Here is a 26,099-nt window from a genome sequence, read left to right on the forward strand (position 1 = left end):
CCATGACCCGGGGACACCTGCGCGGGGACGGGTGCGCCGTGGGAGGGGGTACGTGTTTCGAGGGAGCGTGCGGTCCGGTGGGCGGGTGCGGGACGGGGGTTGCGGGTGCGGGTCCGGTGGGCGGGTGCGGGACGGGGGTTGCGGGTGCGGGTCCGGTGGGCGGGTGCGGGACGGGGGTTGCGGGTGCGGGTCCGGTGGGCGGGTGCCGCTCCGGTGGGGCTTCTCGCGCAGTTCCCCGCGCCCCTAAAAACCCAGGCCCTGCGGGCCTGAAAGCCCACGGCCCTGCGGGCCGGAAAGACGACGGGGCTGCGGGCTTGGAAGGCGAGGCGGCGGCGGGCCTGGAAGACAACGTGGCTGCATGCCTTCAAAGCGGCGGGCCTGCGGGCCTGCGGGCCTGCAAAGCGGCGGGCCTGCGGGCCTTGGAAGCGACGGGGCCGCAGGGTGAAAAGCACGGGGCGCAGCCCCTGCTTTTCAGGGGCGCGGGGAACTGCGCGAGAAGCCCCACTCACCCGCACCCGCCGACGAACCCCCGCCCCCACCCCCGAAGGCGCCCCCACCCCTCAGGCGCCCCAACCCGTCAAACCCCCGGCCCCATCTGCGACCGCGCCTTGAACGCCGCCTTCCGCGCCTCCTTCGCCACCTTCTTGTCGGGGTGAATCCTCCCCATCGCCTCCAGCACGTCCGGCGTCGCCGGATGATCCACCCGCCACGCCGCCGCGAAGAACGCCCCGTGCTGCGCGGCCAACCCCTCCACCAGCGCCCTCAGCTCCGCCGAGTTCCCCTCCGCCGCCAACTGCGCGGCCACCGTGTCGATGGTGAGCCAGAAGACCATCGCCTCCGACGGCGCGGGCACATCCCCCGCCCCGCGCTCGGTCAGCCACACCCGGGCGAGCCCACCCAGCTCGGGATCGTCCAGCACCTCCCGGAGCGCCGGCTCGGCCACCGCCCCCACCAGGGACAGCGCCTGCTGACAGCGCAGCCGCCGCAGCGGAGCCCCCGCGTCGGAGCCGCGCGCCGCGGCCAGCAGTTCCCGCGCCGCGGCCAGCGCCTCACGGCGGGCGAGCCACTGCTCGGTCTCGGCCTGGGCCGCCGCCGGCGGGAACCCGGCGGTGCCGTCGAGGAGCACGTCCGCCCCCTTGTCGACGAGGTCCCCCACGGCGGGCGCGACGACGCCGGCCTCCTGGAGCCGCGCCCGCACCCCGTACAGCCCCAGCGGGGTGAGCCGGACCATGCCGTACCGGGTGACATCGGTGTCGTCGACGACGGGCACCCCCGACCCCTCGGCGGCGGCCGCGGCCTCCTCCGCGTCCGTCATCAGCGCCTCGTCCACCGGCTGGTACTCCACCAGCCCGACCGGCTCCAGCACCCGGAACTGGTCGTCGAGCCGCATCATGGCGTCCGAGACCTGCTCCAGGACGTCATTGGTGGGCTCCCCCATGTCGTCGGGGACGATCATCGACGCGGCGAGGGCGGGCAGCGGCACCGGCCCTTCGGGGCCGTCCTCGCTGACGGTGAGGAGGTAGAGGTTGGCGAGCACTCCGTCGAGGAAGTCCGCCTCGGCCTCGGGGTCCCAGTCCAGCTCGGAGAAGTCGATCTCGCCGCCGGAGTCCATGGCCTCGACCAGGCCGTCGAGGTCGGGCACGCTCGCGTCGGCGAGGGTGGTCTCCAGGGCGGTGAGCCAGATGCCGAGCACGTCCTGCGGTCCGCCCGAGGTGAGGAGCGCGAGGTCCTCGCCCGCCGCGACCGTCCCGGCCTCCTCGTCCACGATCTCGACGAGCCCGGTGTCCATGGCCACCCGCCAGGCCTCGCTCGCCAGGGCCGCCGCGTCGTCACCGTCGGGACGGTCGAGACGGTCGCCGGGGTCGGTGCCCACGCCGCCCGCGCCCGTGAGCCCCAGCGCCTCGGCGGCCGCGGGCAGTTGCTCCTCCACGAGTTCGCCCCCGGCGCCCACGCGCGTGTCCGGCCCGGCCCAGCGGGCGAGCCGCGCGGCGCGCGCGAGCAGCGGCGTGGCGAGCGCCTCCCGCGCCAGCTCCGCTTCGGAGAGAAGCCGCACCGGCGGCAGTGGCGAGCTGTCTGACATCGGTGGGGGTCTCCTCGGAACAGATGGTGACGTACGACGGCCGAGCGATTCAGGGCCGCTGTGCGGACGGCGCCCGTGAGCGATACGCGTACGAGTGCGCAGCCGCTCAGCCTAGACGGATTTGGCCCCATGCCGCCCGGTTCATGTACCTGCCAGGAGTCGGGTGTGGCTGAAACCTTGACAACTGACCTGACCAGGCAGGAGATTGACGCGCGTAGAAACTCACGGGTAGCTCTGGGCGGATTCCAGGGCCGCCCACAGGGGCGACCGTTCGGGCCCATCGAATCCCGCCGCCGCCCGCCGGAGTTCTACGCGCGTCGCACCGCCCCACCGGTCGCAGGCCACCCCCGTCCACTCTCGTCCCGGCGCTCACGTACGTCCCCGGAGGGATCCCCTTGCCGAGCAAGAGAACCGCGCGCATCGGCGCGCTGACCGTCGCCACCATCTGCTCCACGGTCTCCGCCGTGGTCCTGACGTCGCCCGCCGTGGCGGACTCCGTACGCATCCACGACATCCAGGGCACGACCCGGACGTCCCCGCTCGCCGGTCAGCAGGTGACCGGGGTCGAGGGGATCGTCACGGGCGTCCGCACCTACGGTTCGCGCGGCTTCTGGATCCAGGACACCAAGGCGGACGCCGACCCGGCCACGAGCGAGGGCGTCTTCGTCTTCACCAGCTCCCGGCCGACCGTCTCCGTGGGTGACGCGGTGACGGTCGCGGGCACGGTCTCCGAGTTCGTGCCGGGCGGCACTTCGTCCGGAAACCAGTCCGTGACGCAGATCACCCGCCCGACGATCACGGTGGTCTCCACGGGCAACGCCGTCCCGGCCGCGACCGTCGTGAACGCCCGGTCGGTGCCGAGCCGTTACGCCCCGACCGGCGACACCGCCGCCGGCGGTTCGGTCAACGGGCTCACGCTCGCCCCGGCCACGTACGCCCTGGACTACTACGAGTCCCTGGAGGGCATGAACGTCCAGGTCGCCGATGCGCGGGTGGTGGGCGCCACCGACCCGTTCACCGAGCTGTGGGTCACCGTGAAGCCCCGGGAGAACGCCGACCGCCGCGGCGGCACGGTGTACGGCTCCTACACCTCGCAGAACACCGGCCGGCTCCAGATCCAGTCGCTCGGCGCCGTCGCCGACTTCCCGAAGGCGAACGTCGGCGACGTCCTGAAGGGCACCACGGCCGGCCCGCTGGACTACAACCAGTTCGGCGGCTACACGCTCGTCGCGGGCCGGCTCGGCACCCTTGAGCAGGGCGGCCTGGAGCGCGAGACGACGCGCAAGCAGGGTCGCGGAGAGCTGGCGGTCGCCACGTACAACGTCGAGAACCTGGACCCCTCGGACGCCTCCTTCGCGGACCACGCGGCGGCGATCGTGCACCACCTCCAGTCGCCCGACATCGTGACCCTGGAGGAGATCCAGGACAACAACGGCGCCACCAACGACGGTACGGTCGCCGCGGACCAGACGGTGAAGAAGCTGATCGAGGCGATCTCGGCGGCCGGCGGTCCGACGTACGACTGGCGCTCCATCGACCCGGTGAACCTCGCGGACGGCGGCGAGCCGGGCGGCAACATCCGCCAGGTCTTCCTGTTCAACCCCGAGCGGGTCTCCTTCACCGACCGCGCGGGCGGCGACGCCACGACCGCCGTCGGGGTGACGAAGGCGTACGGCAAGGCGCGGCTGACGGTCTCCCCCGGCCGTATCGACCCGGCGAACGCCGCCTGGACCAACAGCCGCAAGCCGCTCGTCGGCGAGTTCTCCTTCCGCGGCAAGTCCGTCTTCGTGATCGCGAACCACTTCGCGTCCAAGGGCGGCGACCAGTCGCTGCACTCGGAGTTCCAGCCGCCGAAGCGGAGCTCGGAGACCCAGCGCCATCTCCAGGCGACCGCCGTGAACACCTTCGTCAAGGAGATCCTGGCGAAGGAGAGGAACGCGGACGTCATAGCCCTCGGCGACATCAACGACTTCGAGTTCTCGAAGACCGCCGAGCTGCTGGAGGACGACGGCGCCCTATGGTCGGCGGTCAAGTCGCTGCCGCGGAGCGAGCGTTACTCGTACGTCTTCCAGGGCAACACGCAGGTCCTCGACCAGATCCTGATCAGCCCCTCGATCCGGCGCTCGTGCGACTTCACGTACGACAGCGTGCACACCAACGCGGAGTTCCACGACCAGATCAGCGACCACGACCCGCAGGTGCTGCGCTTCAAGCCGTAACGGGCGCGGCGGGCAGCGGTTTCTCCGGGCTGTGTCTCAGGGCTGGCTGAACACCCCGTTCAGCCAGCCCTTCCACGTGGTCTCGTCGGCCTCGGAGTCGGCGCCCGGCGCGAAGTCGTGGACGCTCATGCCGACGACGTGGCCCCAGTGGTTGCGGCCGAAGAAGCGGAGGAGGGCGTCGTCGGTGCGCAGACCGATGAAGTACGCGTCGCGATAGTCGACGACGGCCTCGAAGCTCTGTCCGCCTGGCCCCTCGACCTGGACCCGGGCGCCTTCGGCGGTGTCGTCCGCCAGGCCGAGCGCCCGTCCGACGACGGAGAGCGCGTCGGCGCCGCCGGACGCCTCGGGGCCGTCGAAGGTGGCGAACGCGGTGATCTTCCGGCCTGCGAAGCGCGTCAGGTACTGGCGCAGGGTGTGCAGATAGAAGCCGGTGTGCTTGGCGGCACCGTCGTACTGGTTGTCCCAGTCGTCGACGAAGACTCCGCTGTGCACGTACCGCACCCAGGCGCGGCGGCCGTCGTCGCGCGGCTCGATCGTGTAGTCGAGCTGGTTGAGGGTCTGCTCGGAGATCCCCTCCACGTCCTCGACGCGGTTGGTGTAGCGGTGCGGCGGGTCCCACGCGGTGACGTCGGAGCCGAACGGCCCCTTGCCGCCGACCCGCGGCTCCGGTGCCTCCATCGGCCACAGCCACCCGCCGGTCCCGGCGGTGACGGCCTCCCACACCTCCTCGGGCGTGGCGTCGACCTCGAACTCACGGGCGATCTCGAATTCCTTGGGCATGACGTGCTCCTCAACGGGTTCCACGCGGGCGCGGGTCTTACGGGGCGGGCGGTTCAGGGTGGACGGGAAGTGCCGGCGGCTCCGGCTCATCGGCCGACTGCGGTTTGACCGTCGGGTGGACGGCCACGACGATGCGGTGACCCCGGCCGCCCTGGGCGCCGGGGGCGTCGTACTTGCGGATGAGCGCGCTCACCCCGGCCGTCAGCTCCTGGACGAACGCGGCCCGGTCGGCGGCCGAGGCGAAGGTGACCTCGCCGTCTAGCGCGAAGGTCGCCAGGCGCTTGCGGGCCTTGGCCGCGCCGGTGATCAGCGATCCGACGTCCCGGACCAGCCGGGCGCCGAGGGCCAGCAGCCACCGCGCGGAGAGCTGGTCCCGGAAACGGTCCGGATCCGGCTGTACGGCGGCGAGCGCGAGCGGTGAGATCACGTACGACGCGGCGGTGGCCCGCATCAGCCGCTCGGTGACGTTGCCCTTGCGGCGCTCCCCCGCCAGCTCGACCAGGCCGTGCCGCTCCAGTGCCTTGAGGTGGTAGTTCACCTTCTGGCGCGGCAGCCCGACCTTCCCGGCCAGCATGGCCGCCGAGGCGGGCCCGGCCGCCAGTTCGGCGAGCAGCCGGGCCCGCACGGGGTCCAGCGACACGGCCGCTGCCTCGGGGTCCTCGATCACGGTGACGTCCCACATGACTCCAAGTTCTCACCGAAAACTTTTTTTGTCCAGACGGTTGGAGTGTTCGGTGGACATGGTGAGCGGACGGAGCGGGTGAGGTGAGGGGGACTGGCGAGGTGGGGCAGGCCGGGGCGAGGGTCGGCCGGGTGTACGGGAGGGAGCCGCCGGGCTCAGTCGGGGACGAGGCCGAGGGCGTACTCGTACCGCTTGACCGAGCCGGTATTCAGCAGTCCGGGCCAGTTCTGCACGCGCTGCCAGAGCGGCGAGGGCGAGCCGACGCCGTCGCCCGGCGCGGCGAGGGCGTCGATGTGGTGTTGTGCCGTCTCCCATTCTGCGTAGTTGAGGACGCGGGTGCCGTCGGTGCCGAGGTGGAAGTGGGCGGAGATCCCGCCGGGGTGCGCGTCCGGCTCGGCGGCGAGCGCGTCCTCCACGGCGTCGACCCAGGCCCGCTGCCGCGCCGGGTCCGGCCCGTCGAACCGGACGTCGACGATCACGACACACCCCGGCACGCGCGCGGGCCGCCCCTGGCCGCCGGCCGTGAGGCTGCGGTACCGCCGATAGCGCGCCAAGCCGACCCGCTCGATTCCGGGTACGGCGGTGTCGATGGCGTCGTTGCGCTCCTGCCGATGCGTCTTGACGAAGGCGTCGTAGGCCTGCTCGTCGGCCCACTGAGAGTGATGCAGCAGGCCGGAGCCGTCCTCGGCGGTGTAGACGAAGTACCCCAGCAGCCCGGCCGCCGGCCAAGGACGTCGCTCCCAGGTGTCGGCGATGGCCTCGACCGCCCGGCGCTGCCGCTCGGGGGTGCCGACCTCCCAGGTACTGAAGAGGGCCGCCCCGACGTCCGGGCGGTCGAGGACGGGGTGGAGGTCCGTACGACGGGTCATGCCACTCTCCCAGGATCGGTACGCGATGAATGCACCGACCACCTTTCAACCTCAACCAAGATTCAGGTCAAGTGCGCGCTCGGGCCGAGCGCGCGAAGGTGCGGAAAACCGACGGGAGTGCGCCGCACCGGAGTCTGCTGGAGCGCGGATGGCATGGCGGCGGTACGGCGAGCTGCCACGCTTCCCCGCACCGCTGACGCCGGACGCCGACACGGCCCGGCCGCGAACCGCCGCCGATGCACTCGGCGCAGTAGACAGACTCGGCGCGCTCACGCACTCGCCCCGCAGCGCGCACCACACCCTCGGCGCGCTCCAAGCACTCAGCGTGCCCGCACACACCCATCAGCTCCACGCGCATGCTGGAACGGCGCCGCTTGGCTGTCACGGGCGCGTATGGCTGTCACGGCGCGCATGGCGTGGGCGCGCACGGTCTGCCCCACGACGCTCGATTTACACGGGGACACATCACCTGCGCGACGCGCATGGCGAGGCGGCGCACACGGCCGGCACCACAGCGCAGGACCTGTACGGCGCGCATGCCCTGCACGGCGCGGCGCACTGCGTGGGCGGCGCGCGTTGCTGTGCGGCGCGCACGGCCCGCACCACGAGGCGACCTGAATGGCGACGCATGACCCGCGCGGCGTGCACGGCCTGCACCTTCTACGCGACCTGAACGGCGACACGTGACCTGCGCGGCGTGCACGGCCTGCACCACAACTCACGACTCGGCGTCAGCAGCGGCAGCGGGGCCGCCTCATCGAGCTGAAGTTGTCAGAAAAGCGAGTCGGGTGGGTGGGTGGGCAAAGGAATCCGGCGCACCCCCGACGGTCACTCGTGGTAGTGCCGCCAGGCCAGCACCCCCGCCGCCGCCACGGCAACAGTCGCCCCGCCCACGACCACCGCTTCCCGCGGCACTCGCGGCACCCTCTCCCACGCGGAGTGCACCCTCGCCTTCACATCGGCCTTGGCGGCCAGCTCCTCGACCGTGTCGCCGAGCTGCGCCCGGGTCTGCTCGATCTGCCGCCGGAGTTCATCGGGCCCCTTGGCGCCGACCGAACCGTTGCTCGCGCCGCCGGACGTGCCGGCCGTACCGGAGGTGTGCGTCATCGCCGAGCCCTCCCCTTGATCTCGTCCACGTCGGCCTTGACGCTGTCGAGCGCCAGCTCCGGACGGGGAGGCGTGGCCCGCCGCAGCTGAGCGCGCCCCAGGGCGGCCAGCACTCCGGCGATCACGAACAGTACGGCCATGACGATGAGCGCGGCGGCCCACACGTCCAGCACCAGCGACAGCGCGGCGACCCCGGCCCCGGCGAGGGTCATGAACCCCACATAAGCGACGGCGCCGGCCGCGCCGAGGAGCCCACCGCCGCGCCCCGCGCGCCGCCCCTTCTCGGCCAGCTCCTCCTTCGCGAGGGCGACCTCCTGTCGTACGAGCAGGGAAAGCTGTTCGGTGGCCTGCCCCACCAGCTCGCCCACGGAGTGATGGTCGTGTTCCGCCGGCCCCGGACGCGCGGATCGCACAGAGCGCACGAATCGCGTGGGCCTGGTCTCGGTGGTCCCGGTCACGGTGTCGCCTCCTCACACATCGGGACGCCCCGAGTACCCGCACCGGCCCGCGCTACCCCTCGGTATATCCATCGATCAATCCATAGGTCTATCCATCGACGCACTCCCTCGGTCACCAGCGCGCGCCGCCGTGACCAGGCAGACGCCACACCAATCCGTAGCAACACTTCGCAATATCCCGTAGAAGAATTAAGTGGAGCTTCACAATGAGCCCGCCGAGACTACCCCCATGACACGCCCCATGACACGCATCCACCGCCCCGCCCCCTTCGGCCGCGCCCTCTGCGCGATGGTCACGCCCTTCACCGCGGCCGGCGCGCTCGACCTCGACGGCGCGCAGCGGCTGGCCGACCGGCTCGTGCGGGAGGGGTGCGACGGGCTGGTGCTGTCCGGTACGACGGGCGAGTCGCCGACGACGACGGACGCGGAGAAGACGGAGCTGATCCGCGCCGTACGCGCGGCGGTCGGCGGGCGGGCCGCGATCGTGGCCGGCGTGGGCACCGCCGACACCCGGCACACCGTCGAACTGGCGCTGGCGGCCGAGAAGGCCGGCGCGGACGGCCTGCTGGCGGTCACGCCGTACTACAGCCGGCCTCCGCAGGACGCCGTCGAGGCCCACTTCCGCGAGCTGGCCGACGCCTGCGGCTTGCCCGTCGCCCTGTACGACATCCCGGGCCGCACCGGCACCCGTATCGAACCGGAGACCATGATCCGGCTCGCCGGCCACCCCCGGATCGTGGCGGTGAAGGACTGCGCGTACGACCTCCTCGGCACCCAGAAGGTACTGGCGGAGACGGAGCTGGCGTACTACACGGGCTGCGACGAGTACGTCCTCGCGCTGTACGCGATCGGCGGGTCCGGTTACGTCGGGACGGTCGCGAACGCGGCCCCCCGGCACTTCCGCTCGATCCTCGACGCGTACGACGCGGGCGACACCGCCGAGGCGGCCCGGCTACAGCGGCTGGCCGTCCCGCTCGTCGAGCTGATGATGTCCTCGGGCCTCCCCGGCTCCGTCACGGCGAAGGCGCTCCTCGGCCGGCTCGGTCTCCCGTCGGGCCCGGTCCGCGCACCGCTGCGGCCCGCCGGCCAGGAGGTGACCGACGGGCTGCTGGCGGCGTACGAGGAACTGGTCGGCTCGGGCCACCCGGTAGGAAGTCGGGCCACCCGGTAGGAAGGAAGGTCAGTCGGCCCAGCGTTCGGTGAAGACCGGGACCCAGCGGCCGGGGTAGTCGTCGGAAGCCTTGCGGAACCCGCTGAGCTGAACGACCTTGTCGCTGCCGATCGTGAGGAGGATGAGCTGGTTGCGGAACTCGCCCTTGCCGCTGCACCTCTTCGGGTCGCAGCCCCAGGCGATGATCCGCTCGTCGTCCGCCCAGGCCAGGAGTTGCTGGCCCGGCACCGTCGTGACCCTCTTGCCGGTGCGCGAGTCGACGATCGCGGAGGAGATCTTCCTCCCCTCTCCGGCGAACTCGCCCCCGATCAGCTTCCCGTTGGGCGACAGACCCGCCTCCGCGTAGTTCACATACTTCTCGACGGCGGGCACATCGATCTTGTCGCCCTTCAGGTCGTAGTACTGCCGGAACGGCTTCTCCCCGGTGTCCGAGAAGACGGACCGGCCGTCCCGGCTCCACTCCATGTCTTCCCGGCTGTTGTAGAAGAAGCCCCACTCGTCCTTCCACTGCGGTGCCTTGTGCCAGGTCTCCTCACCCGAGCCCACGTCCACGACGGAGAACCCGGTACGGCTGGCGACGGGGCCCGGCACTTCCTTGCCGTTGACGTTCTGCGGGTGGTCGGCGAAGTTGCGGTCGGGGTTCTTGGAGTAGGTCGTCGCGACGAGCTTGGTGCCGTCCGGGGAGAACTCGACGGACGCGACGCCGTGGCCCACGGGGATCCAGCGGTCCACCTTGCCCGTGATCATGTCGAGCAGCCCGATCCTCCTGGCGGGCAGTTCGCCCTCCAGTACGGCCGCGGTGCGCATACCGGGTGCGACGTCGAGGAAGGCCCACTTGGTCTTGCGGTACTCGGCCGTCTTCTGGTCGAGGAGGCCGTACACGCGGGTGTTGACGATGTCCCCGCCCGGCTGCTTGACCGCCTCGCGCACATAGAACGCGGAGAGCGCGGTGTCGCCCGCCGCGATCATGTTCCGCGGCGGCGACTGCTCGGGGTGACCGATGATGTCGCTCTTGTTCATCTCGCTGGCGGGCCGCACCTCGTCCCCGCCCTCGGTCATCAGCATGGGCACGCCCACTGCGACGGCCACGACCGCGGCCGTCGCGGCGGCGGTGCCCGCGATCGCGCGGGTGCGGCGGCGCCGCCGGACGGTCAGCACCCGTTCGGCGAAATCCACTGCCAGGGGCGGCTGTTCGGCGGCCTGCTCGCGCAGGGAGTCGCGCACCAGTTCATCGACGTTCACGGACGCACCTCCACAGGCGAGAAGTCACGGGACGGCTGCTGCTCGGCCGCCGCGGGGCCGAGCGAGGCGAGTTCGGGCGCGAGTTCGCGCAGCCGGGCGAGCGAGCGGTGGGTCGTGGACCGAACGGTCCCGACGGAGCACCCGAGAATCCGGGCCACCTCGCCCTCCGGCAGGTCCTCGAAGTAGCGGAGCACCAGCACGCTCCGCTGCCGGGCGGTCAGCCGGGCCAGCGCCCCGCGCATCACCAGCCGCAGCTCCACACCGGCCACTCCGTCGACGACACCGCCGCTCTCGGGCGGCTCGGCGACGGTCAGCTCGCGCCGCCGCCACTTCAGCCGCCACCGGCTGACCTGCTGCCGGTAGAGGATCTGCCGTACGTACGCCTCCGGCTCGTCGATCCGCTGCCAGCGCCCGGCTGCCTTGATCAGCGCGTTCTGCAGCAGATCCTCGGCTGCGTGCCGGTCCCCGCCGCTCAGCAGTACGGCCGTCTTCAGCAGTGCCGACGACCGCCCGGCCACGAACTCCCGGAAACTCTCCTGCCCCGCGGCATCCATCGTCACCTTCTCTTCCCCCGGCGGTCCCTGTGTCCGCCCTGTGCTCCTTGAGACGCGTCGTCCCGGGCACCGCTATGCCTGGTCGACGAAGGAAAGTGTCGGTGAACGGGGCCGGGGCCCGCACGCGTGTCCACGCGTACGGGCCCCGGCCCCTGCGACGGCCCTGCCGCCGTGCCTGGTCAGCCCCAGCGGTACCCGTCACCGAACAGCAGCGTGTGCTCCAGCACGTCCTCCATCGGGTCGTCGACCTGCCCGACATTGACGAGTCCGATCCGGGGACCGTTGTGCGAGGCCCGGTTGGTCTCGTCGGCGTGCGCGACCCCAGCCGACACCCCGCACAGCAGCCCCACGGCCAGCCCCGCCACAACCACGCGCGCCACGACCCCCACCCCGTCGTTCCTCATCCCGCGGCCCCTCATCTCATCGTCTCGACCACTGATCGGACACACCGTCCACCCAGTTCATCGCCCCACCCCACGACAAGGTCACGCCGAGCAACCCTTACGGGGTCAGTTGTGGCTGTGCAGGATCTCGTTAAGGCCGCCCCAGACCGCGTTGTTCGGGCGGGCCTCGACCGTGCCGGTGACCGAGTTGCGGCGGAAGAGGATGTTCGAGGCGCCGGAGAGTTCGCGGGCCTTGACGACCTGGCCGTCGGGCATGGTGACGCGGGTGCCGGCGGTGACGTAGAGGCCGGCCTCGACGACGCACTCGTCGCCCAGCGCGATGCCGACGCCCGCCTCGGCGCCGATCAGGCAGCGCTCGCCGATCGAGATGATGACGTTGCCGCCGCCGGAGAGCGTGCCCATCGTGGAGGCGCCGCCGCCGATGTCCGAGCCGTTGCCGACGACGACACCGGCGGAGATCCGGCCCTCGACCATCGACGTACCGAGCGTGCCGGCGTTGAAGTTGACGAAGCCCTCGTGCATGACCGTGGTGCCCTCGGCGAGGTGCGCGCCCAGCCGGACCCGGTCGGCGTCGGCGATCCGGACGCCCTTCGGGGCCACGTAGTCCGTCATCCGCGGGAACTTGTCGACGGACGTGACCTGGAGGTGCAGACCCTCGGCACGCGCGTTCAGGCGCACCTTCTCCAGCTCGTCCACGGCGACCGGGCCGAGCGAGGTCCAGGCGACGTTGGCGAGCAGGCCGAAGATGCCGTCCAGGCTCTGGCCGTGCGGCTTGACCAGGCGGTGGGAGAGCAGGTGGAGGCGGAGGTAGGCGTCGTGCGTGTCGATCGGCTTCTCGTCGAGCGAGGAGATGACCGTGCGGACCGCGACGACCTCGACGCCCCGGCGCGTGTCCTGACCGATGGCGGCCGTCGCCCCACCGCCCAGCAGCTCCGCGGCGCGCTCGGCGGTCAGCCGCTCGGTGCCGGAGGGGCCCGGCTCGGCGGCGAGCTCGGGCGCGGGGAACCAGGTGTCGAGAACGGTGCCGTCGGCGGCGATCGTGGCGAGGCCGGCGGCCACGGCGCCGGTGGTACGAGGAGCAGTCGTGTCGGTCATGAGGGCAACCTAACCGGGAGGGGGGCACGCAGGCCAACCCACGGCACGGGCGTCTCAGAGGCCGGGCACGTTGCGGACATACGGTACGGGCCCGCGACGCCGGGCGGCCCGCCCACCCCCGTGGAGCGGGCCGCCCGGCACACCGCGCGACGTCAGCCGCGTTCGCCCGGCTTGTCGACGAGGGCAAGGGTGACGGCCGAACTTCCGCCGATCACCTTGCCGTCCCGGACCTCTCGCACGCCGAGGGTCTCGTACGTCTCCGGGTCGAACAGCCACTCCCGCCCGGTGTCACGGTCGCCGTCGTCCTGGCCGCCGTAGCGGACGGCGACGGCCCGGTCTCCGGCGGCGGTCTCGACCAGGTGGTCGACCACCGTGAGGTCGGGAAGTGTGGCGAACGCGCGATAGAGACCGGCCACTCCCCGGGGCGGTTTGAGGTCGGCGCCGAGCAGGACGGAGATCTCGCTGTAGTCGTTCCGCGCCCGGCTGACGCCCTTCTCGTCGGCGATGGCGTCCTTCTCGCGAAGCGCCCGCAGTGCTCCCTGCCCGTCGGCCGGCAGGGTGGCGATCAACCGGTACATCTCCCTCGGTGAGCGGTCGTCGCCCTCCGCGCCGTTCTCCAGTTGCATCTCCCTGACGTGGAGCTTGATCAACTTGCCGAACGGATCCAGTTGCTCGAAGGCCTGCGCACTGCCGTCGTACCGGATCCAGCTCTCCGAGAAGCGTGCCCGGTCCCCCAGTTGCTCCACCTCGTCTTCGTTCGCCCCCTCCACCGCCGACTTCTGGTATATCCACTGCCTGGCCCGCGGCTCCGCGACCGGCGGCTGTCCCTCCACCGCCTCGGCAGCCCGTTCCAGCAGCTCGGCCGCGGTCATCCCCTTCAGGTCCGCGTCCGTCAGGGTCGCCGGTGTCGTCAGCCCCCGGTCGTCCTCGCCGCCCACCAGCAGCGACGCGGCCACCGCCACCGCGGTCACGGCCGCCGCCACCCCCACGATCACGAACCTCGGCCGCGCCCACACCCGGTGCCGCCGCCCGTCGGCTCGCGCCGCGTCCAGCAGCCGGGCGCGGCCGGGGGCGAGGCGGGCGCGGTCCGGGGTCGGCGCCCCGGCGCGCAGCTCCCGCACCCGGGTCACCTCGTCGATCAGCTCCTCCATGTCAGACCACCTCCGCCGTGTCCCCGGCGAACGCCGGATCGGCCCCCAGCGCCGCACGCACCTTGCGCCGCGCGCGGTTGAGTCGCGAGCGGACCGTTCCCACGGGGATGTCGAGGGCCTGGGCGACCTCCTGATAGCCGAGGTCGGCCCAGGCGACGAGCAGCAGGACGTGCCGGTCCCCGGCCGACAGCGCCGCCAACGCCCCGGCGAGCGGTCCCTGCGCCGCCACCCGGCTGTCGGTCCGCTCGACCCAGGTCTCGCTCCAGGACGCGGCGACCGGATCGTGTCCGGTGCGGGCCAGCGCCCTGAGCGCCCGGACCTCCGTACGGCGGTGCCTGCCGATGAGGTTGCCCGCGATGCCGTAGAGCCAGGGGCGGGCGTTGGGGTGGGCCCGGTCGTAGCGGGCCCGGATGCGGAACGCCGTCAGGAAGGTGTCCGCGGTGATGTCGTCGGCCATGGAGTCGCCGAGGCGCCGGGCCACGTACCGGTGGATGTCCGGGGCGTGGCGGTCGTAGAGCCGCGCGAACGCCTCGGGCCGCTCCAGCGACCTGGCGACCACCTCGGCATCGTCCGCCCAGTCCGGATCCGTCCCACCCAGCTCCGTCCCGCCCAGCTCCGCGCCACCCAGCTCCGTCCCGCCCGCTCGCGGCGGTGGTCCGCTCACCGGGTTCTCCCCCCGCTCGTCACAACCGCTCTCCCTCACCCTGTCGTCGCCGCGTTCGTCGCGTTCATCGCGTTCGCCGCGCTCGCCGTGTTCCTGTCACCCCCTGTTTCCCGATGGCCCGGAAAAGGTTCACGGCTCACGCGAAGTCACCGGTGAGGCACGCGGCTCAGGGGATCGCGCGCGCCAGGGCCTCCCGTGCGTACTCCTCGTCGTAGGGCGCCCCGGTCAGCAGGACCTGGAGGCAGATGCCGTCGATGAGGGCGACCAGGGTGCGCGCGGTCACCGGGTCGGTGCGCTCGGCGAGGCAGTCGGCGAAGCCCCGGCCCCACTCGTCGGCGACCGGCCTGAGGGCGGGGCGGCGCAGGGCGGCGAGATAGAGCTCGTACTCGACCTCCAGTCCCGTACGGTCGTCGGCGAACCATTCGCCGCCCAGCGCGGCCAGTTCGGCGGCGAGGTCGGTGCCGGGGTCGCGCAGGGCCTCGCGGGCGGCGACGGTCTTCGCGGAACGCTCGTTGGCCTGCCGCAGCGCGGCGACCATGAGGTCGTCGAGGGTCTTGAAGTGGTACGTCGTCGAGCCGAGCGGGACGTCCGCCTCGGCGGCCACGGCGCGGTGGCTCAACCCGGCGATGCCCTTCTCCCGCACCACCCGGATCGCCGCGTCGATGATCCGCTGCCGCCGCTCGGGGTCGTAACGCCGGGCCATCAGTGGGCGCCTCCCAGGTTCAGCACCACGACCCCCGCGATGATCAGCACGATTCCGGCGATCTTGGGCACGCTCAACCCCTCGCCGAACAGCACCAGTCCGAGGGCGGCGACCGTCGCGGTGCCGACGCCGGACCAGATCGCGTACGCCGTGCCGATCGACATCGACTTCAGTGCCTGGGCGAGCAGCACGAAGGAGATGACGTACCCCACCCCGGTGACCACCGACGGCCACAGCTTGCTGAAGCCCTCGCTGTACTTCATCGCGGTGGTGGCGGCCACCTCGGCGGCTATGGCCGCGGCCAGCAACAGATATCCCATGTGTACGATCGTACACATGATGCGTACGGTTGTACACATCGCGCGGCACAGGCGTACTTATGGGCGGAATTGACCACCGTGGAAGTCCAAGAGGCCCTGGATTCGGGGCCGTTCCGTTATGGAAGCGCTCTCCGAAAGGGCTCCCCGCACGCCCCTTGGTCCACTACTGTTTCAACGGTCAATCTCCCGATTGTGTGACGACCGCCAGGGTTTGCACACACGGGTGACACGTACCACCCTCCCTGATCCGCATGACGATTCGCGTCCGCTTCGGCGACGCCGAAGGAACCGCGCATGCCGCCACACAAGCCCGGACCTGATCCGGACCAGACCACGCCCAACCTTCCGGTGCTGAGATCCGCGAAGGTGTGGGAGACGGGTGTCGCCCCGAACGACACCCGAATACCGGGCACGCGCCGCCTCTGGCTGGCCGGCGCCCTGGCCCTCGCCGTCGTGTCGTCGTGCGTCACCGCGATCACCCTCCAGGGCAGCGGACCTGACGACTCGTCGCGGAACGGGCACACCACCGCCGCCGGCGACGACCGTGTCCTGCCCTCCCTCTCGCTCCCGCCCACGTCGCCCCCCGCGACCTCGGCGCCGGACGGCAAGAGCGGTCTGTCGGAGCCCCAGGGCGCCGAGGGCGACGTCGAGGAGACCGACGGCAAGGGCAAGACCGAGGACGCCGACGACGCCAAGGGCTCCGGCTCGTCCGACGACAAGCAGCAGGGCGGCGCGAAGCCGACCGCCGAGCCGTCGAAGGCGCCCGCGCCCACGAAGAAGCCGCCGTCCACCTCGACCACGCGCAAGTCCGTACGGTCCGTCAACTACCCGGACCGCTACTGGCACCTGCGCGACGGCGGGATCCAGCTGGACCAGGTGAGCTCCCGCAGCGGCAGCGAGACCAGGGAGGACTCCTCCTTCAAGGTCGTCTCCGGCCTCGCGAACTCCTCCTGCTACTCCTTCCGCATGGCGGACGGCCGCTACGTGCGCCACCAGAACTTCGTGCTCCGCGCGTCCGGCAACGACGGCTCCCGCCTCTTCCAGCAGGACGCCACCTTCTGCCCCCGCTCGGGCTACTCGGGTTCGGTCATGCTGGAGTCGGTGAACTACCCCGGCTACTTCGTCCGCCACCGCAGCTTCCAGCTCCGCCTCGAACGCGCCGAACACAGCGGCTACTTCTACGCGGACGCCACGTTCAACCTGGTGAAGGGCTTCTCCTGACCGGACGCCCCACCGCGGACATGGGTGTGGCCCCCGGCTAACCGCCGGGGGCCACACCCATGTTCACAGGTCTCAGACGTTGAACCCGAGCGCCCGAAGCTGCTCACGGCCGTCGTCGGTGATCTTGTCGGGGCCCCACGGGGGCATCCAGACCCAGTTGATGCGCAACTCGTTGACGATGCCGTCCGTCGCGGACTTGGCCTGGTCCTCGATGACGTCGGTCAGCGGGCAGGCCGCCGAGGTCAGGGTCATGTCGATCGTCGCGATGTTCGCGTCGTCGATGTGGATGCCGTAGATCAGGCCCAGGTTGACGACATCGATGCCCAGCTCGGGGTCGACGACGTCGTACAGGGCCTCGCGGACCTCCTCCTCGGAGGCCGGCTTCATCTCCAGGGTCTCGCTCATGCCGTCTTCCTTTCGACGTCGGCGTCGGCGCCCAGCGCCTGGGCCGTCGCGTCCTTCCACGCCATCCAGCTGAGGAGGGCGCACTTGACCCGGGCGGGGTACTTGGAGACACCGGCGAACGCGACCGCGTCCTCCAGCACCTCCTCCATCGCGTCGTCCGGCTCGATCTTCCCCTTGGACTGCATCAGCTCCAGGAACGTCTCCTGGATCTTCCGCGCGTCCGTGAGGTCCTTGCCGACCAGGAGATCGTTCAGCACGGAGGCCGAGGCCTGGCTGATGGAGCAGCCCTGGCCCTCGTACGACACGTCCGCGATGGTCGTGCCGTCGTACTTCACTCGCAGGGTGATCTCGTCGCCGCACGTCGGGTTCACGTGGTGCACCTCGGCGTCACCGTCCCGCAAGCCCCGCCCGTGGGGGTGCTTGTAGTGGTCCAGGATGACTTCCTGGTACATCGAGTCCAGCTTCATGCGATCGCTCGTCCCCTCAGCCGAAGAAGTTCCGTACGTGCTCCAGGCCTTCGACCAGGGCGTCGATCTCGGCCGGCGTGGAGTACAGATAGAACGACGCTCGGGTGGTCGCGGGAATTCCGTACCGCAGGCAGACGGGACGGGCGCAGTGGTGGCCGACCCGGACCGCGATGCCCTGCTCGTCGAGGACCTGGCCCACGTCGTGCGGGTGGATGTCGCCGAGGGTGAAGGAGATCGCCGCGCCCCGGTCCTCGGCCGTGGCGGGGCCGATGATCCTGAGGTCCGGAACCTCCGTCAGCCGCTTCACCGCGTACTCGGTGATCGCGTGCTCATGGGCGAGGACCTTGTCCATGCCGATGGAGTTCAGGTAGTCGATCGCCGCACCGAGGCCGACCGCCTGCGCGATCGGCGGGGTGCCCGCCTCGAACTTGTGCGGGGCGGGGGCGTACGTCGACGAGTGCATCGACACCGTCTCGATCATCTCGCCGCCGCCGAGGAACGGAGGCAGGTCCTCCAGCAGCTCCTGGCGGCCCCAGAGCACACCGATGCCCGTCGGACCGCACATCTTGTGGCCGGTGAAGGCCACGAAGTCGGCCTGGAGCGCCTGCACGTCCAGCGGCATGTGCGGCGCGGCCTGCGAGGCGTCGATGCAGACCAGCGCACCGACCTCCTGCGCCCGGCGCACTATCGCCTCGACGGGGTTGACCGTGCCGAGGATGTTGGAGACCAGCACGAAGGAGACGATCTTCGTCTTCTCGGTGATGATCTCCTCGATGTTGGAGAGGTCGAGGCGGCCGTCGTCGGTCAGCCCGAACCACTTCAGCTTCGCGCCCGTGCGCTGCGAGAGCAGCTGCCACGGCACGATGTTGGAGTGGTGCTCCATCTCCGTGATGACGATCTCGGTCTCGGCGTCCACGCGGTAGGGCTCGTCGGCCCAGCCCAGCATGTTCGCCACGAGGTTGAGCGACTCGGAGGCGTTCTTGGTGAAGATCACCTCGTCGCGCGAGGGCGCGTTGACGAACTCCGCGACCTTGTCGCGCGCGCCCTCGTACAGCGCCGTGGCCTCCTCGGCGAGCACATGCACACCGCGGTGGACGTTGGCGTTGTAGCGCTCGTAGTACTCGCTCAGGGCGTCCAGCACCTGGCGCGGCTTCTGCGAGGTCGCCGCGTTGTCCAGGTACACGAGCTTCCGGCCGTCGTGGACCTGACGGTCCAGGATGGGGAAGTCCTTGCGGATCGCCTCGGTGTCGAGGAGGCCCGGCAGCTGTGTCACGCGGATGCGCCACCCTTCACGTACTTGTCGTAGCCCTCGGCCTCGAGCTGGTCCGCGAGCTCCGGGCCGCCGGACTCGGCGATACGGCCGTTCGCGAACACGTGCACCTGGTCGGGCTTGATGTAGCGCAGGATGCGCGTGTAGTGCGTGATCAGCAGGGTGCCGACCTCGCCGGTCTCGCGGACGCGGTTGACGCCCTCGGAGACGATGCGCAGCGCGTCGACGTCCAGACCGGAGTCCGTCTCGTCGAGGATCGCGACCTTCGGCTTGAGCAGCTCCAGCTGGAGGATCTCGTGGCGCTTCTTCTCACCGCCGGAGAAGCCCTCGTTGACGTTGCGCTCGGCGAAGGAGGGGTCCATGTTGAGGCGCTGCATGGCCTCCTTGACCTCCTTCACCCAGGTGCGCAGCTTGGGGGCCTCGCCGCGGATGGCGGTGGCGGAGGTGCGCAGGAAGTTGGAGACCGAGACGCCGGGGACCTCGACCGGGTACTGCATCGCCAGGAACAGGCCCGCGCGGGCGCGCTCGTCGACGGACATCTCCAGGACGTCCTCGCCGTCGAGCAGGACGGTGCCGCCGGTGATCGTGTACTTCGGGTGACCCGCGAGGGAGTAGGCGAGGGTCGACTTGCCGGAGCCGTTGGGGCCCATGATGGCGTGCGTCTCGCCCTGCTTCACGGTGAGGTCGACGCCCTTGAGGATCTCCTTCGTGGCGTTGTCGGCCTCGACGGTGACGTGCAGGTCTCGGATTTCAAGCGTTGCCATGGGTGCCTCAGGACTCCTGGGTGAGGGAGACGAGCACGTCGTCCCCTTCGATCTTTACGGGGTATACGGGGACGGGGCGCGTCGCGGGTAGGCCGGACGGCTTACCGGTTCTGAGGTCGAACGCGGAGCCGTGCAGCCAGCACTCGATCTGACAGTCCTCCACCTCGCCCTCGGAGAGCGAGACGTTCGCGTGGGAGCAGATGTCGTGGATGGCGAACACCTCCCCCTCGGTCTGTACGACCGAGACCGGCGTGCCGTCGAGTTCCACCCGCTTCGGGGTGTCCTCCTCCAGCTCGCTCAGCCCGCAGGCGCGTACGTAGGTGGTCATCGACCCGATCCAGACACGGTCTCCAGCTCCTCGTCGATCTTCACGAGGAGGCGTTCCTGGATGTCGTCGATGCCGATCTGCTGGACCAGCTCGGCGAAGAAGCCGCGGACGACGAGGCGGCGGGCCTCTTCGGCCGGGATGCCGCGGGCCATCAGGTAGAAGAGCTGCTCGTCGTCGAAGCGGCCGGTCGCCGAGGCGTGGCCGGCGCCGACGATCTCGCCGGTCTCGATCTCCAGGTTCGGCACGGAGTCGACCCGGGCGCCGTCCGTGAGGACCAGGTTCCGGTTCATCTCGTAGGTGTCGGTGCCCTCGGCCTTGGCCTCGATCAGCACGTCGCCGATCCAGACCGCGTGGGCGCCGTCGCCCTGGAGCGCGCCCTTGTAGACCACGTTCGACTTGCAGTGCGGGGTGTTGTGGTCGACCAGGAGGCGGTGCTCCTGGTGCTGCCCCTTGTCGGTGAAGTAGAGCCCGAACAGCTCGGCCTCGCCGCCGGTCCCGGCGTAGGCGACGCGGGGGTGGAGGCGGACGACGTCGCCGCCGAAGGTGACGACGATCGACTTGAAGGACGCGTCCCGGCCGACCAGCGCGTTGTGCTGGGCCACGTGGACGGCCTTGTCGTCCCAGTCCTGGACGGAGACGACGGTCAGCTTGGCGCCGTCGCCCAGGACGTAGTCGACGTTGGCGGCGAGCACCGCGTCACCGGTGTGGTCGATGACGACGACGGCCTCGGCGAAGGCACCCAGCTCGATCACCTGGTGGGCGTAGGCGGTGCCGCCCTCGCCGTGCACGGCGATCCGGATCGGCTCGGCGAGGACCGTCTCCTTGGGGACGGTGATCACGCCGGCCTTCTCGAACGCCGAGTAGGCCTGGGCGGCGACGCGGTCCACCGGGGTGCCGGCCTTGCCGAGGCGGGCGTCGTCGCGGCCGACGGCCTCGACGGTGACGCCCTCGGGGGCCTGGACGTCGACCTTCAGGCCGTCGCCGGTGGCGACGGCGGTGCCGTCGTGCAGCCCGCGCAGGCGCTCCAGCGGGGTGAACCGCCACTCCTCCTCGCGGCCGTGCGGCACGGGGAAGTCCGCCACGTCGAAGGACGGGGGCGCGCTCATGCGCGTGGCGACGGTCGACTCGGCGGCCACCGCGATCGAGCCGGCGGTGGTGCTCCCCACCGGGATGTTCTGAGCCTCAGCCATGGCTGTCGGTCTGCTCTCTTCCTACGTTTACGATCTTCGGCCCGCCCCGGAGAGGCGGGCCGCCTGCTGCTGGACCGGAGGGCGGTGCTTAGCCGACCGCGCCTTCCATCTGCAGCTCGATCAGCCGGTTGAGCTCCAGCGCGTACTCCATCGGCAGCTCCTTGGCGATCGGCTCGACGAAGCCGCGCACGATCATCGCCATCGCCTCGAACTCGCTGAGGCCGCGGCTCATCAGGTAGAAGAGCTGGTCCTCGGAGACCTTGGAGACGGTCGCCTCGTGGCCCATGGAGACGTCGTCCTCGCGGACGTCCACATAGGGGTAGGTGTCGGAGCGGGAGATGGTGTCGACGAGCAGCGCGTCACACAGCACGTTCGACTTCGAGCCGGGGGCTCCCTCGCCGATCTCGATCAGGCCTCGGTAGGAGGTGCGGCCACCGCCGCGCGCCACCGACTTCGACACGATGTTCGAGGAGGTGTTCGGGGCCATGTGGACCATCTTGGCGCCGGCGTCCTGGTGCTGGCCCTCGCCCGCGAACGCGATGGAGAGGGTCTCGCCCTTGGCGTGCTCGCCCATCAGGTAGACGGCCGGGTACTTCATCGTCACCTTGGAGCCGATGTTGCCGTCGACCCACTCCATGGTCGCGCCCTCGTAGGCCACGGCGCGCTTGGTGACCAGGTTGTAGACGTTGTTCGACCAGTTCTGGATGGTCGTGTAGCGGCAGCGGGCGCCCTTCTTGACGATGATCTCGACGACCGCGGAGTGCAGGGAGTCCGACTTGTAGATCGGGGCCGTACAACCCTCGACGTAGTGGACGTAGGCGTCCTCGTCGACGATGATCAGCGTCCGCTCGAACTGGCCCATGTTCTCCGTGTTGATACGGAAGTAGGCCTGGAGCGGGATCTCCACGTGCACGCCCTTCGGCACGTAGATGAAGGAACCGCCGGACCACACCGCGGTGTTCAGCGACGCGAACTTGTTGTCGCCGACCGGGATGACGGTGCCGAAGTACTCCTTGAAGAGCTCGGGGTGCTCCTTCAGGGCGGTGTCGGTGTCGAGGAAGATGACGCCCTGCTCCTCCAGGTCCTCACGGATCTGGTGGTAGACGACCTCGGACTCGTACTGGGCGGCGACACCGGCGACGAGGCGCTGCTTCTCCGCCTCGGGGATGCCGAGCTTGTCGTAGGTGTTCTTGATGTCCTCGGGCAGGTCCTCCCAGGACTCCGCCTGCTTCTCCGTGGAGCGCACGAAGTACTTGATGTTGTCGAAGTCGATGCCCGAGAGGTCCGAGCCCCAGTTCGGCATGGGCTTCTTCTCGAACAGGCGCAGACCCTTGAGACGGAGCTTGGTCATCCACTCCGGCTCGTTCTTCTTGGCGGAGATGTCCCGGACGACGTCCTCGTTGATGCCACGCTTGGCAGAGGCGCCGGCCTCGTCGGAGTCCGCCCAGCCGTATTCGTACTTACCCAGGCCCTCGAGCTCGGGGTGGGCTGTCTCCTCGATGGGGAGAGTCATGCGGGGTTCCTCCCGGCCGTGCTTGCGGATGCGTTGGTGGCTGTCTTGGAAATTCTGGGGATGAACGTCGTGCAGACGCCGTCGCCGTGGGCGATGGTGGCCAGCCGCTGGACGTGTGTACCGAGCAGTTCGGCGAAGAGCTCGGTCTCGGCCTCGCAGAGCTGCGGGAACTGCTCGGCCACATGGGCCACCGGGCAGTGGTGCTGGCAGAGCTGCTCCCCCTGGTGGGGGTGAGGGGCACTGCGTGCCGTAGCAGCGTACCCGTCGGCACTCAAGGCCTTGGCCAGGGCTTCGGTCTTCTCGTCGGGGTCCGCGGCCTCGACCGCCTCGCGGTAGGCCCCGGACTGGGCGGCGACCCGGGCGCGGGCGAAGGCGGCGACCGCCTGCTCCCCGCCCTCCTGGTCGGCGATCCAGCGGAGCGCGTCGGTGGCGAGCTTGTCGTACGACTGGTCGAAGGCGTCCCGTCCGCAGTCCGTCAGGGCGAAGACCTTGGCCGGGCGCCCGCGCGTACGCGTGCCGTAGACGCGCTGCTCGCGGGGTTGCACGACGTCGTCGGAGACCAGGGCGTCGAGATGACGGCGGACGGCCGCCTGGGTCAGCCCCAGACGCCCGGCGAGGTCGGCGACGGTGGACGGGCCGTGGGACAGGATGGACCGCGCGACCCGGTTGCGGGTGGACCGCTCACCGGTCGCGAGTTCCTCCTGCGGAGCCTCGCCGACGTTTTTCACAACGCCATTGTTGCGTAATTCCTCAGAGCTGGGCAAGCCGCGTCCGTCCGGGCGGGCGGTGCCGTGCATCACTTAGGCATACCTAAGCTGACCTGGGGAAACGATCACCGATCGAGCAAACCGGTGGCGTCGCGCGGAGCGCTCCGGAAGACTGCCACACCATGTCGACAACCCCTCCCACCGGCCCACTTGTCACCCGCGCCGGCCTGGCGGCGGACCTGCGCGCCGCCGGGGTCGAGGCCGGCGAGACGCTCCTCGCGCACTCCTCGCTCAGCTCGCTCGGCTGGGTCTGCGGAGGCGCCGTGACAGTCGTGCGCGCGCTGCTCGACGCGCTCGGTCCGGAGGGCACCCTGGTCGTGCCCAGCCAGTCCGGCGACCTCTCGGATCCCGCGCTCTGGGCGAATCCGCCGATACCCGAGGAGTGGTGGGAGACCGTCCGCGCCACGATGCCCGGCTACGACCCGGTGACCACCCCCACCCGCGGCATCGGGGTGATCCCGGAGACGGTGCGGACCTGGCCGGGAGCGCTGCGCAGCGCGCACCCCCAGACCTCCTTCGCGGCGATCGGCCCGGGCGCGGCGGCGCTCCTCGCGGACCACGCCACCGACTGCCGCCTGGGCGAGCGCAGCCCCCTGGCCCGGCTGGAGGCGGCGGGCGCCCGGGTCCTGCTGCTCGGCGCGGGCTACGACGCCTGCACCTGCTTCCACCTGGCCGAGTACCGGATCCCCGCACCGCTGGTGGAGGTCGGGCGGCCGGGCCCGGACGGCTGGGAGGTGGTGACCGAGGTGTCCATCGACGCGGACCGCTTCGACGAGCTGGGCCACGACTTCGAGCGCGACCGGGGCGTCCGCCGGACCAGGGTGGGCGGGGCGGACGTACGTCTGTTCCCGGTGGCGGACGCGGTGGCGTACGCCGAGCGCTGGCTCCCCGTGCACCGTCCCCGTGAGGAGGAGATCTCCGGACCCGCCCGCCTCGGCACCCGGCCGCGTACCTAGACTCGGGCCCATGCGAAGTGACCCCGTGGTCCAGGTCCGGTCCCTGGTGAAGCGGTACGGCGACAAGACCGCGGTGGACGGCCTGGACCTGGTGGCCGAGGTGGGCGTGACCGCCGTGCTCGGCCCGAACGGCGCGGGCAAGACGACCACGATCGAGACCTGCGAGGGCTACCGGAGGCCGGACTCCGGCTCGGTGTCCGTCCTCGGCCTCGACCCGGTGCGCGAGGCGGCCGCACTGCGCCCCCGGATCGGCGTGATGCTCCAGTCCGGCGGCGTCTACTCCGGCGCCCGCGCGGAGGAGATGCTCCGGCACGTGGCGAAGCTGCACGCCCACCCGCTCGACGTGGACGCCCTGATCGAGCGCCTGGGCCTCGGCGGCTGCGGCCGGACGACGTACCGGCGGCTCTCCGGCGGTCAGCAGCAGCGGCTCGCCCTGGCGATGGCCGTCGTCGGCCGGCCCGAGCTGGTCTTCCTCGACGAGCCGACCGCCGGTCTCGACCCGCAGGCCCGCCGGGCCACCTGGGAGCTGGTGCGGGACCTGCGCGCGGACGGGGTCTCGGTCATCCTCACCACGCACTACATGGACGAGGCCGAACAGCTCGCGGACGACGTCGCGATCATCGACGGCGGCAGGGTCATGGCGCAGGGCTCGCCCGAGGACCTGTGCCGGGGCGGCGCCGAGAACACGCTGCGCTTCACCGGCCGACCCGCCCTCGACGTCGGCTCCCTGCTGAAGGCCCTCCCGGCGGACGCCACCGCCGTCGAACTGACGCCCGGCGTGTACCGGGTGACCGGCAAGGTCGATCCCCAGCTGCTCGCGACCGTCGCCTCCTGGTGCGCCCAGCACGGGGTGATGCCGGACCGGATCTCGGTGGAACGGCACACCCTCGAAGACGTCTTCCTGGAGCTCACCGGCAAGGAGCTGCGTTCATGAGCGCGCGTACGGGCACGGGGTCCTACACACCGATGCCGGGGGCCGCCCCGCTGACCCGCATGATCGCGGCGCAGGCGGCGCTGGAGACGAGGATGCTGCTGCGCAACGGCGAGCAGCTGCTGCTGACGGTCGTCATCCCGACGCTGCTGCTGGTGCTGTTCGGCTCGGTGGACATCGTCGACACGGGCGAGGGCGAGGCGGTCGACTTCCTGGCGCCCGGCATCCTGGCGCTGGCCGTGATGTCGACGGCGTTCACCGGGCAGGCCATCGCCACCGGCTTCGAGCGCCGCTACGGCGTGCTGAAGCGGCTGGCGGTCTCGCCGCTCCCCCGCTGGGGCCTGATGACGGCGAAGACCCTGTCCGTGCTGGTCACGGAGGTCTTCCAGGTCGTCCTGCTCACGGTGATCGCCTTCGCGATGGGCTGGGACCCGCACGGCAACCCCTTCGCCGTGCTGCTCCTGCTGGTCCTCGGCACGGCGGCCTTCTCCGGCCTCGGTCTGCTGATGGCGGGCACCCTGAAGGCGGAGGCGACGCTGGCGGCGGCGAACCTCGTCTTCCTGCTGCTGCTGGTCGGCGGCGGTGTGGTGGTCCCGCTGGAGAAGTTCCCGGACGCGGCGCAGAGCGTGCTCGGGCTGCTGCCGATCGCGGCCCTGTCGGACGGGCTGCGGGACGTCCTCCAGCACGGCGCCGGGGTGCCGTGGGGCGACCTCGGGATCCTCGCCGGCTGGGCGTTGCTCGGGCTGGGCGCGGCGGCACGCTTCTTCCACTGGGAGTGAGCGCAGGCC

The 26,099-nt window shown here is 71.0% G+C and carries 27 protein-coding genes and 1 pseudogene; 6 read left to right on the forward strand and 22 right to left on the reverse strand.

The window, feature by feature from the left end; genetic code table 11:
* Positions 1-577: 577 nt before the first annotated feature.
* Positions 578-2,080 (reverse strand): hypothetical protein, encoded by a 1,503-nt coding sequence (locus HW837_RS15845; RefSeq protein ID WP_045560903.1) that lies wholly within the window; start codon positions 2,078-2,080, stop codon positions 578-580.
* A gap of 395 nt (positions 2,081-2,475) precedes the next feature.
* Between HW837_RS15845 and HW837_RS15850 the strand changes: the two genes are divergently transcribed.
* A complete protein-coding gene (locus HW837_RS15850) occupies positions 2,476-4,299 on the forward strand; it encodes an endonuclease/exonuclease/phosphatase family protein (RefSeq protein ID WP_045560904.1) in 1,824 nt (607 codons plus the stop codon).
* A gap of 36 nt (positions 4,300-4,335) precedes the next feature.
* Here HW837_RS15850 and HW837_RS15855 read toward each other — a convergent pair whose 3' ends face one another.
* From HW837_RS15855 to HW837_RS15875, 5 genes and pseudogenes are all read right to left on the reverse strand, one after another.
* Positions 4,336-5,079 (reverse strand): SRPBCC family protein, encoded by a 744-nt coding sequence (locus HW837_RS15855; protein ID WP_093788405.1) that lies wholly within the window; start codon positions 5,077-5,079, stop codon positions 4,336-4,338.
* A 37-nt stretch (positions 5,080-5,116) separates the two neighbouring features.
* Positions 5,117-5,761, reverse strand: coding sequence for an ArsR/SmtB family transcription factor (locus HW837_RS15860; protein ID WP_093788403.1), 645 nt, complete (start codon positions 5,759-5,761; stop codon positions 5,117-5,119).
* Between the two features lie 155 nt (positions 5,762-5,916).
* Positions 5,917-6,630, reverse strand: coding sequence for an antibiotic biosynthesis monooxygenase (locus tag HW837_RS15865; RefSeq protein ID WP_045560907.1), 714 nt, complete (start codon positions 6,628-6,630; stop codon positions 5,917-5,919).
* Positions 6,631-7,575: 945 nt separating this feature from the next.
* Positions 7,576-7,737, reverse strand: a pseudogene (locus HW837_RS50355) (DUF3618 domain-containing protein); the annotation flags it as partial.
* On the reverse strand, positions 7,734-8,195 hold the full coding sequence (locus HW837_RS15875) for a phage holin family protein (RefSeq protein ID WP_078853755.1): 462 nt from the start codon (positions 8,193-8,195) through the stop codon (positions 7,734-7,736). The pseudogene HW837_RS50355 and the gene HW837_RS15875, both read right to left, overlap by 4 nt.
* 241 nt (positions 8,196-8,436) lie before the next feature.
* Here HW837_RS15875 and dapA point away from each other — a divergent pair, with 241 nt between their 5' ends.
* Positions 8,437-9,366, forward strand: a complete 930-nt coding sequence (gene dapA / locus HW837_RS15880; RefSeq protein ID WP_045560909.1) for a 4-hydroxy-tetrahydrodipicolinate synthase — start codon at positions 8,437-8,439, stop codon at positions 9,364-9,366.
* 9 nt (positions 9,367-9,375) lie between these two features.
* Here the strand turns inward: dapA and HW837_RS15885 are convergent, their stop codons facing one another.
* The 8 genes from HW837_RS15885 to HW837_RS15920 all read right to left on the reverse strand — a co-directional run bounded on the left by HW837_RS15885 (position 9,376) and on the right by HW837_RS15920 (position 15,499).
* Positions 9,376-10,608, reverse strand: coding sequence for a WD40 repeat domain-containing protein (locus HW837_RS15885; protein ID WP_045560910.1), 1,233 nt, complete (start codon positions 10,606-10,608; stop codon positions 9,376-9,378).
* The gene (locus HW837_RS15890; RefSeq protein ID WP_045560911.1) at positions 10,605-11,162 is read right to left on the reverse strand and encodes a SigE family RNA polymerase sigma factor; all 558 of its coding nucleotides are present in this window, start codon (positions 11,160-11,162) and stop codon (positions 10,605-10,607) included. Before HW837_RS15890 ends, HW837_RS15885 begins: the two co-directional genes overlap by 4 nt.
* Before the next feature lie 179 nt (positions 11,163-11,341).
* Entirely contained in the window at positions 11,342-11,566 is a 225-nt protein-coding gene (locus HW837_RS15895) for a hypothetical protein (RefSeq protein WP_045560912.1), read from the reverse strand.
* A gap of 105 nt (positions 11,567-11,671) precedes the next feature.
* Positions 11,672-12,661: a 2,3,4,5-tetrahydropyridine-2,6-dicarboxylate N-succinyltransferase gene (gene dapD / locus HW837_RS15900; RefSeq protein WP_045560913.1), complete on the reverse strand. Its 990-nt coding sequence runs from the start codon at positions 12,659-12,661 to the stop codon at positions 11,672-11,674.
* A gap of 152 nt (positions 12,662-12,813) precedes the next feature.
* On the reverse strand, positions 12,814-13,812 hold the full coding sequence (locus tag HW837_RS15905; protein ID WP_196789054.1) for a CU044_5270 family protein: 999 nt from the start codon (positions 13,810-13,812) through the stop codon (positions 12,814-12,816).
* 1 nt (position 13,813) lies between these two features.
* The gene (locus tag HW837_RS15910; RefSeq protein ID WP_193380834.1) at positions 13,814-14,476 is read right to left on the reverse strand and encodes an RNA polymerase sigma factor; all 663 of its coding nucleotides are present in this window, start codon (positions 14,474-14,476) and stop codon (positions 13,814-13,816) included.
* A 166-nt stretch (positions 14,477-14,642) separates the two neighbouring features.
* Complete coding sequence (locus HW837_RS15915; protein WP_045560914.1) at positions 14,643-15,179, reverse strand: TetR/AcrR family transcriptional regulator; 537 nt, start codon at positions 15,177-15,179, stop codon at positions 14,643-14,645.
* On the reverse strand, positions 15,179-15,499 hold the full coding sequence (locus HW837_RS15920) for a DMT family transporter (RefSeq protein WP_045560915.1): 321 nt from the start codon (positions 15,497-15,499) through the stop codon (positions 15,179-15,181). The genes HW837_RS15915 and HW837_RS15920 overlap by 1 nt, the downstream gene beginning before the upstream one ends.
* Positions 15,500-15,793: 294 nt before the next feature.
* Here HW837_RS15920 and HW837_RS15925 point away from each other — a divergent pair, with 294 nt between their 5' ends.
* Positions 15,794-16,720, forward strand: a complete 927-nt coding sequence (locus HW837_RS15925) for an AbfB domain-containing protein (protein ID WP_196789055.1) — start codon at positions 15,794-15,796, stop codon at positions 16,718-16,720.
* 72 nt (positions 16,721-16,792) lie between these two features.
* Here HW837_RS15925 and HW837_RS15930 read toward each other — a convergent pair whose 3' ends face one another.
* From HW837_RS15930 to HW837_RS15965, 8 genes are all read right to left on the reverse strand, one after another.
* On the reverse strand, positions 16,793-17,125 hold the full coding sequence (locus HW837_RS15930) for a metal-sulfur cluster assembly factor (RefSeq protein ID WP_005477879.1): 333 nt from the start codon (positions 17,123-17,125) through the stop codon (positions 16,793-16,795).
* Positions 17,122-17,592 (reverse strand): Fe-S cluster assembly sulfur transfer protein SufU, encoded by a 471-nt coding sequence (sufU, locus tag HW837_RS15935; RefSeq protein ID WP_045560916.1) that lies wholly within the window; start codon positions 17,590-17,592, stop codon positions 17,122-17,124. Before sufU ends, HW837_RS15930 begins: the two co-directional genes overlap by 4 nt.
* 16 nt (positions 17,593-17,608) lie before the next feature.
* Positions 17,609-18,865, reverse strand: a complete 1,257-nt coding sequence (locus HW837_RS15940; protein ID WP_193380833.1) for a cysteine desulfurase — start codon at positions 18,863-18,865, stop codon at positions 17,609-17,611.
* Positions 18,862-19,626, reverse strand: coding sequence for a Fe-S cluster assembly ATPase SufC (gene sufC / locus HW837_RS15945; protein WP_045560918.1), 765 nt, complete (start codon positions 19,624-19,626; stop codon positions 18,862-18,864). Before sufC ends, HW837_RS15940 begins: the two co-directional genes overlap by 4 nt.
* A 7-nt stretch (positions 19,627-19,633) precedes the next feature.
* A complete protein-coding gene (locus HW837_RS15950; protein ID WP_045560919.1) occupies positions 19,634-19,954 on the reverse strand; it encodes a non-heme iron oxygenase ferredoxin subunit in 321 nt (106 codons plus the stop codon).
* Positions 19,951-21,144 (reverse strand): Fe-S cluster assembly protein SufD, encoded by a 1,194-nt coding sequence (gene sufD / locus HW837_RS15955; RefSeq protein ID WP_045560920.1) that lies wholly within the window; start codon positions 21,142-21,144, stop codon positions 19,951-19,953. Before sufD ends, HW837_RS15950 begins: the two co-directional genes overlap by 4 nt.
* Positions 21,145-21,232: 88 nt before the next feature.
* Positions 21,233-22,657 carry a Fe-S cluster assembly protein SufB gene (sufB, locus tag HW837_RS15960; RefSeq protein WP_045560921.1) on the reverse strand — a complete coding sequence of 475 codons (1,425 nt, stop codon included), beginning with the start codon at positions 22,655-22,657 and terminating at the stop codon, positions 21,233-21,235.
* Entirely contained in the window at positions 22,654-23,385 is a 732-nt protein-coding gene (locus HW837_RS15965) for a helix-turn-helix transcriptional regulator (protein WP_045560922.1), read from the reverse strand. The genes sufB and HW837_RS15965 overlap by 4 nt, the downstream gene beginning before the upstream one ends.
* A 161-nt stretch (positions 23,386-23,546) precedes the next feature.
* On the opposite strand from HW837_RS15965, the gene HW837_RS15970 reads away from it, so the two are divergent.
* The 3 genes from HW837_RS15970 to HW837_RS15980 are packed head-to-tail and all read left to right on the forward strand — an operon-like array spanning position 23,547 to position 26,090.
* Positions 23,547-24,380: an AAC(3) family N-acetyltransferase gene (locus tag HW837_RS15970; RefSeq protein ID WP_193380832.1), complete on the forward strand. Its 834-nt coding sequence runs from the start codon at positions 23,547-23,549 to the stop codon at positions 24,378-24,380.
* Positions 24,381-24,390: 10 nt separating this feature from the next.
* On the forward strand, positions 24,391-25,314 hold the full coding sequence (locus HW837_RS15975; protein ID WP_045560924.1) for an ABC transporter ATP-binding protein: 924 nt from the start codon (positions 24,391-24,393) through the stop codon (positions 25,312-25,314).
* The gene (locus HW837_RS15980; RefSeq protein WP_045560925.1) at positions 25,311-26,090 is read left to right on the forward strand and encodes an ABC transporter permease; all 780 of its coding nucleotides are present in this window, start codon (positions 25,311-25,313) and stop codon (positions 26,088-26,090) included. Before HW837_RS15975 ends, HW837_RS15980 begins: the two co-directional genes overlap by 4 nt.
* The last annotated feature ends 9 nt before the right edge of the window (positions 26,091-26,099 follow it).

The organism is Streptomyces caniscabiei, assembly GCF_014930365.1.
Lineage (GTDB): Bacteria > Actinomycetota > Actinomycetes > Streptomycetales > Streptomycetaceae > Streptomyces > Streptomyces caniscabiei.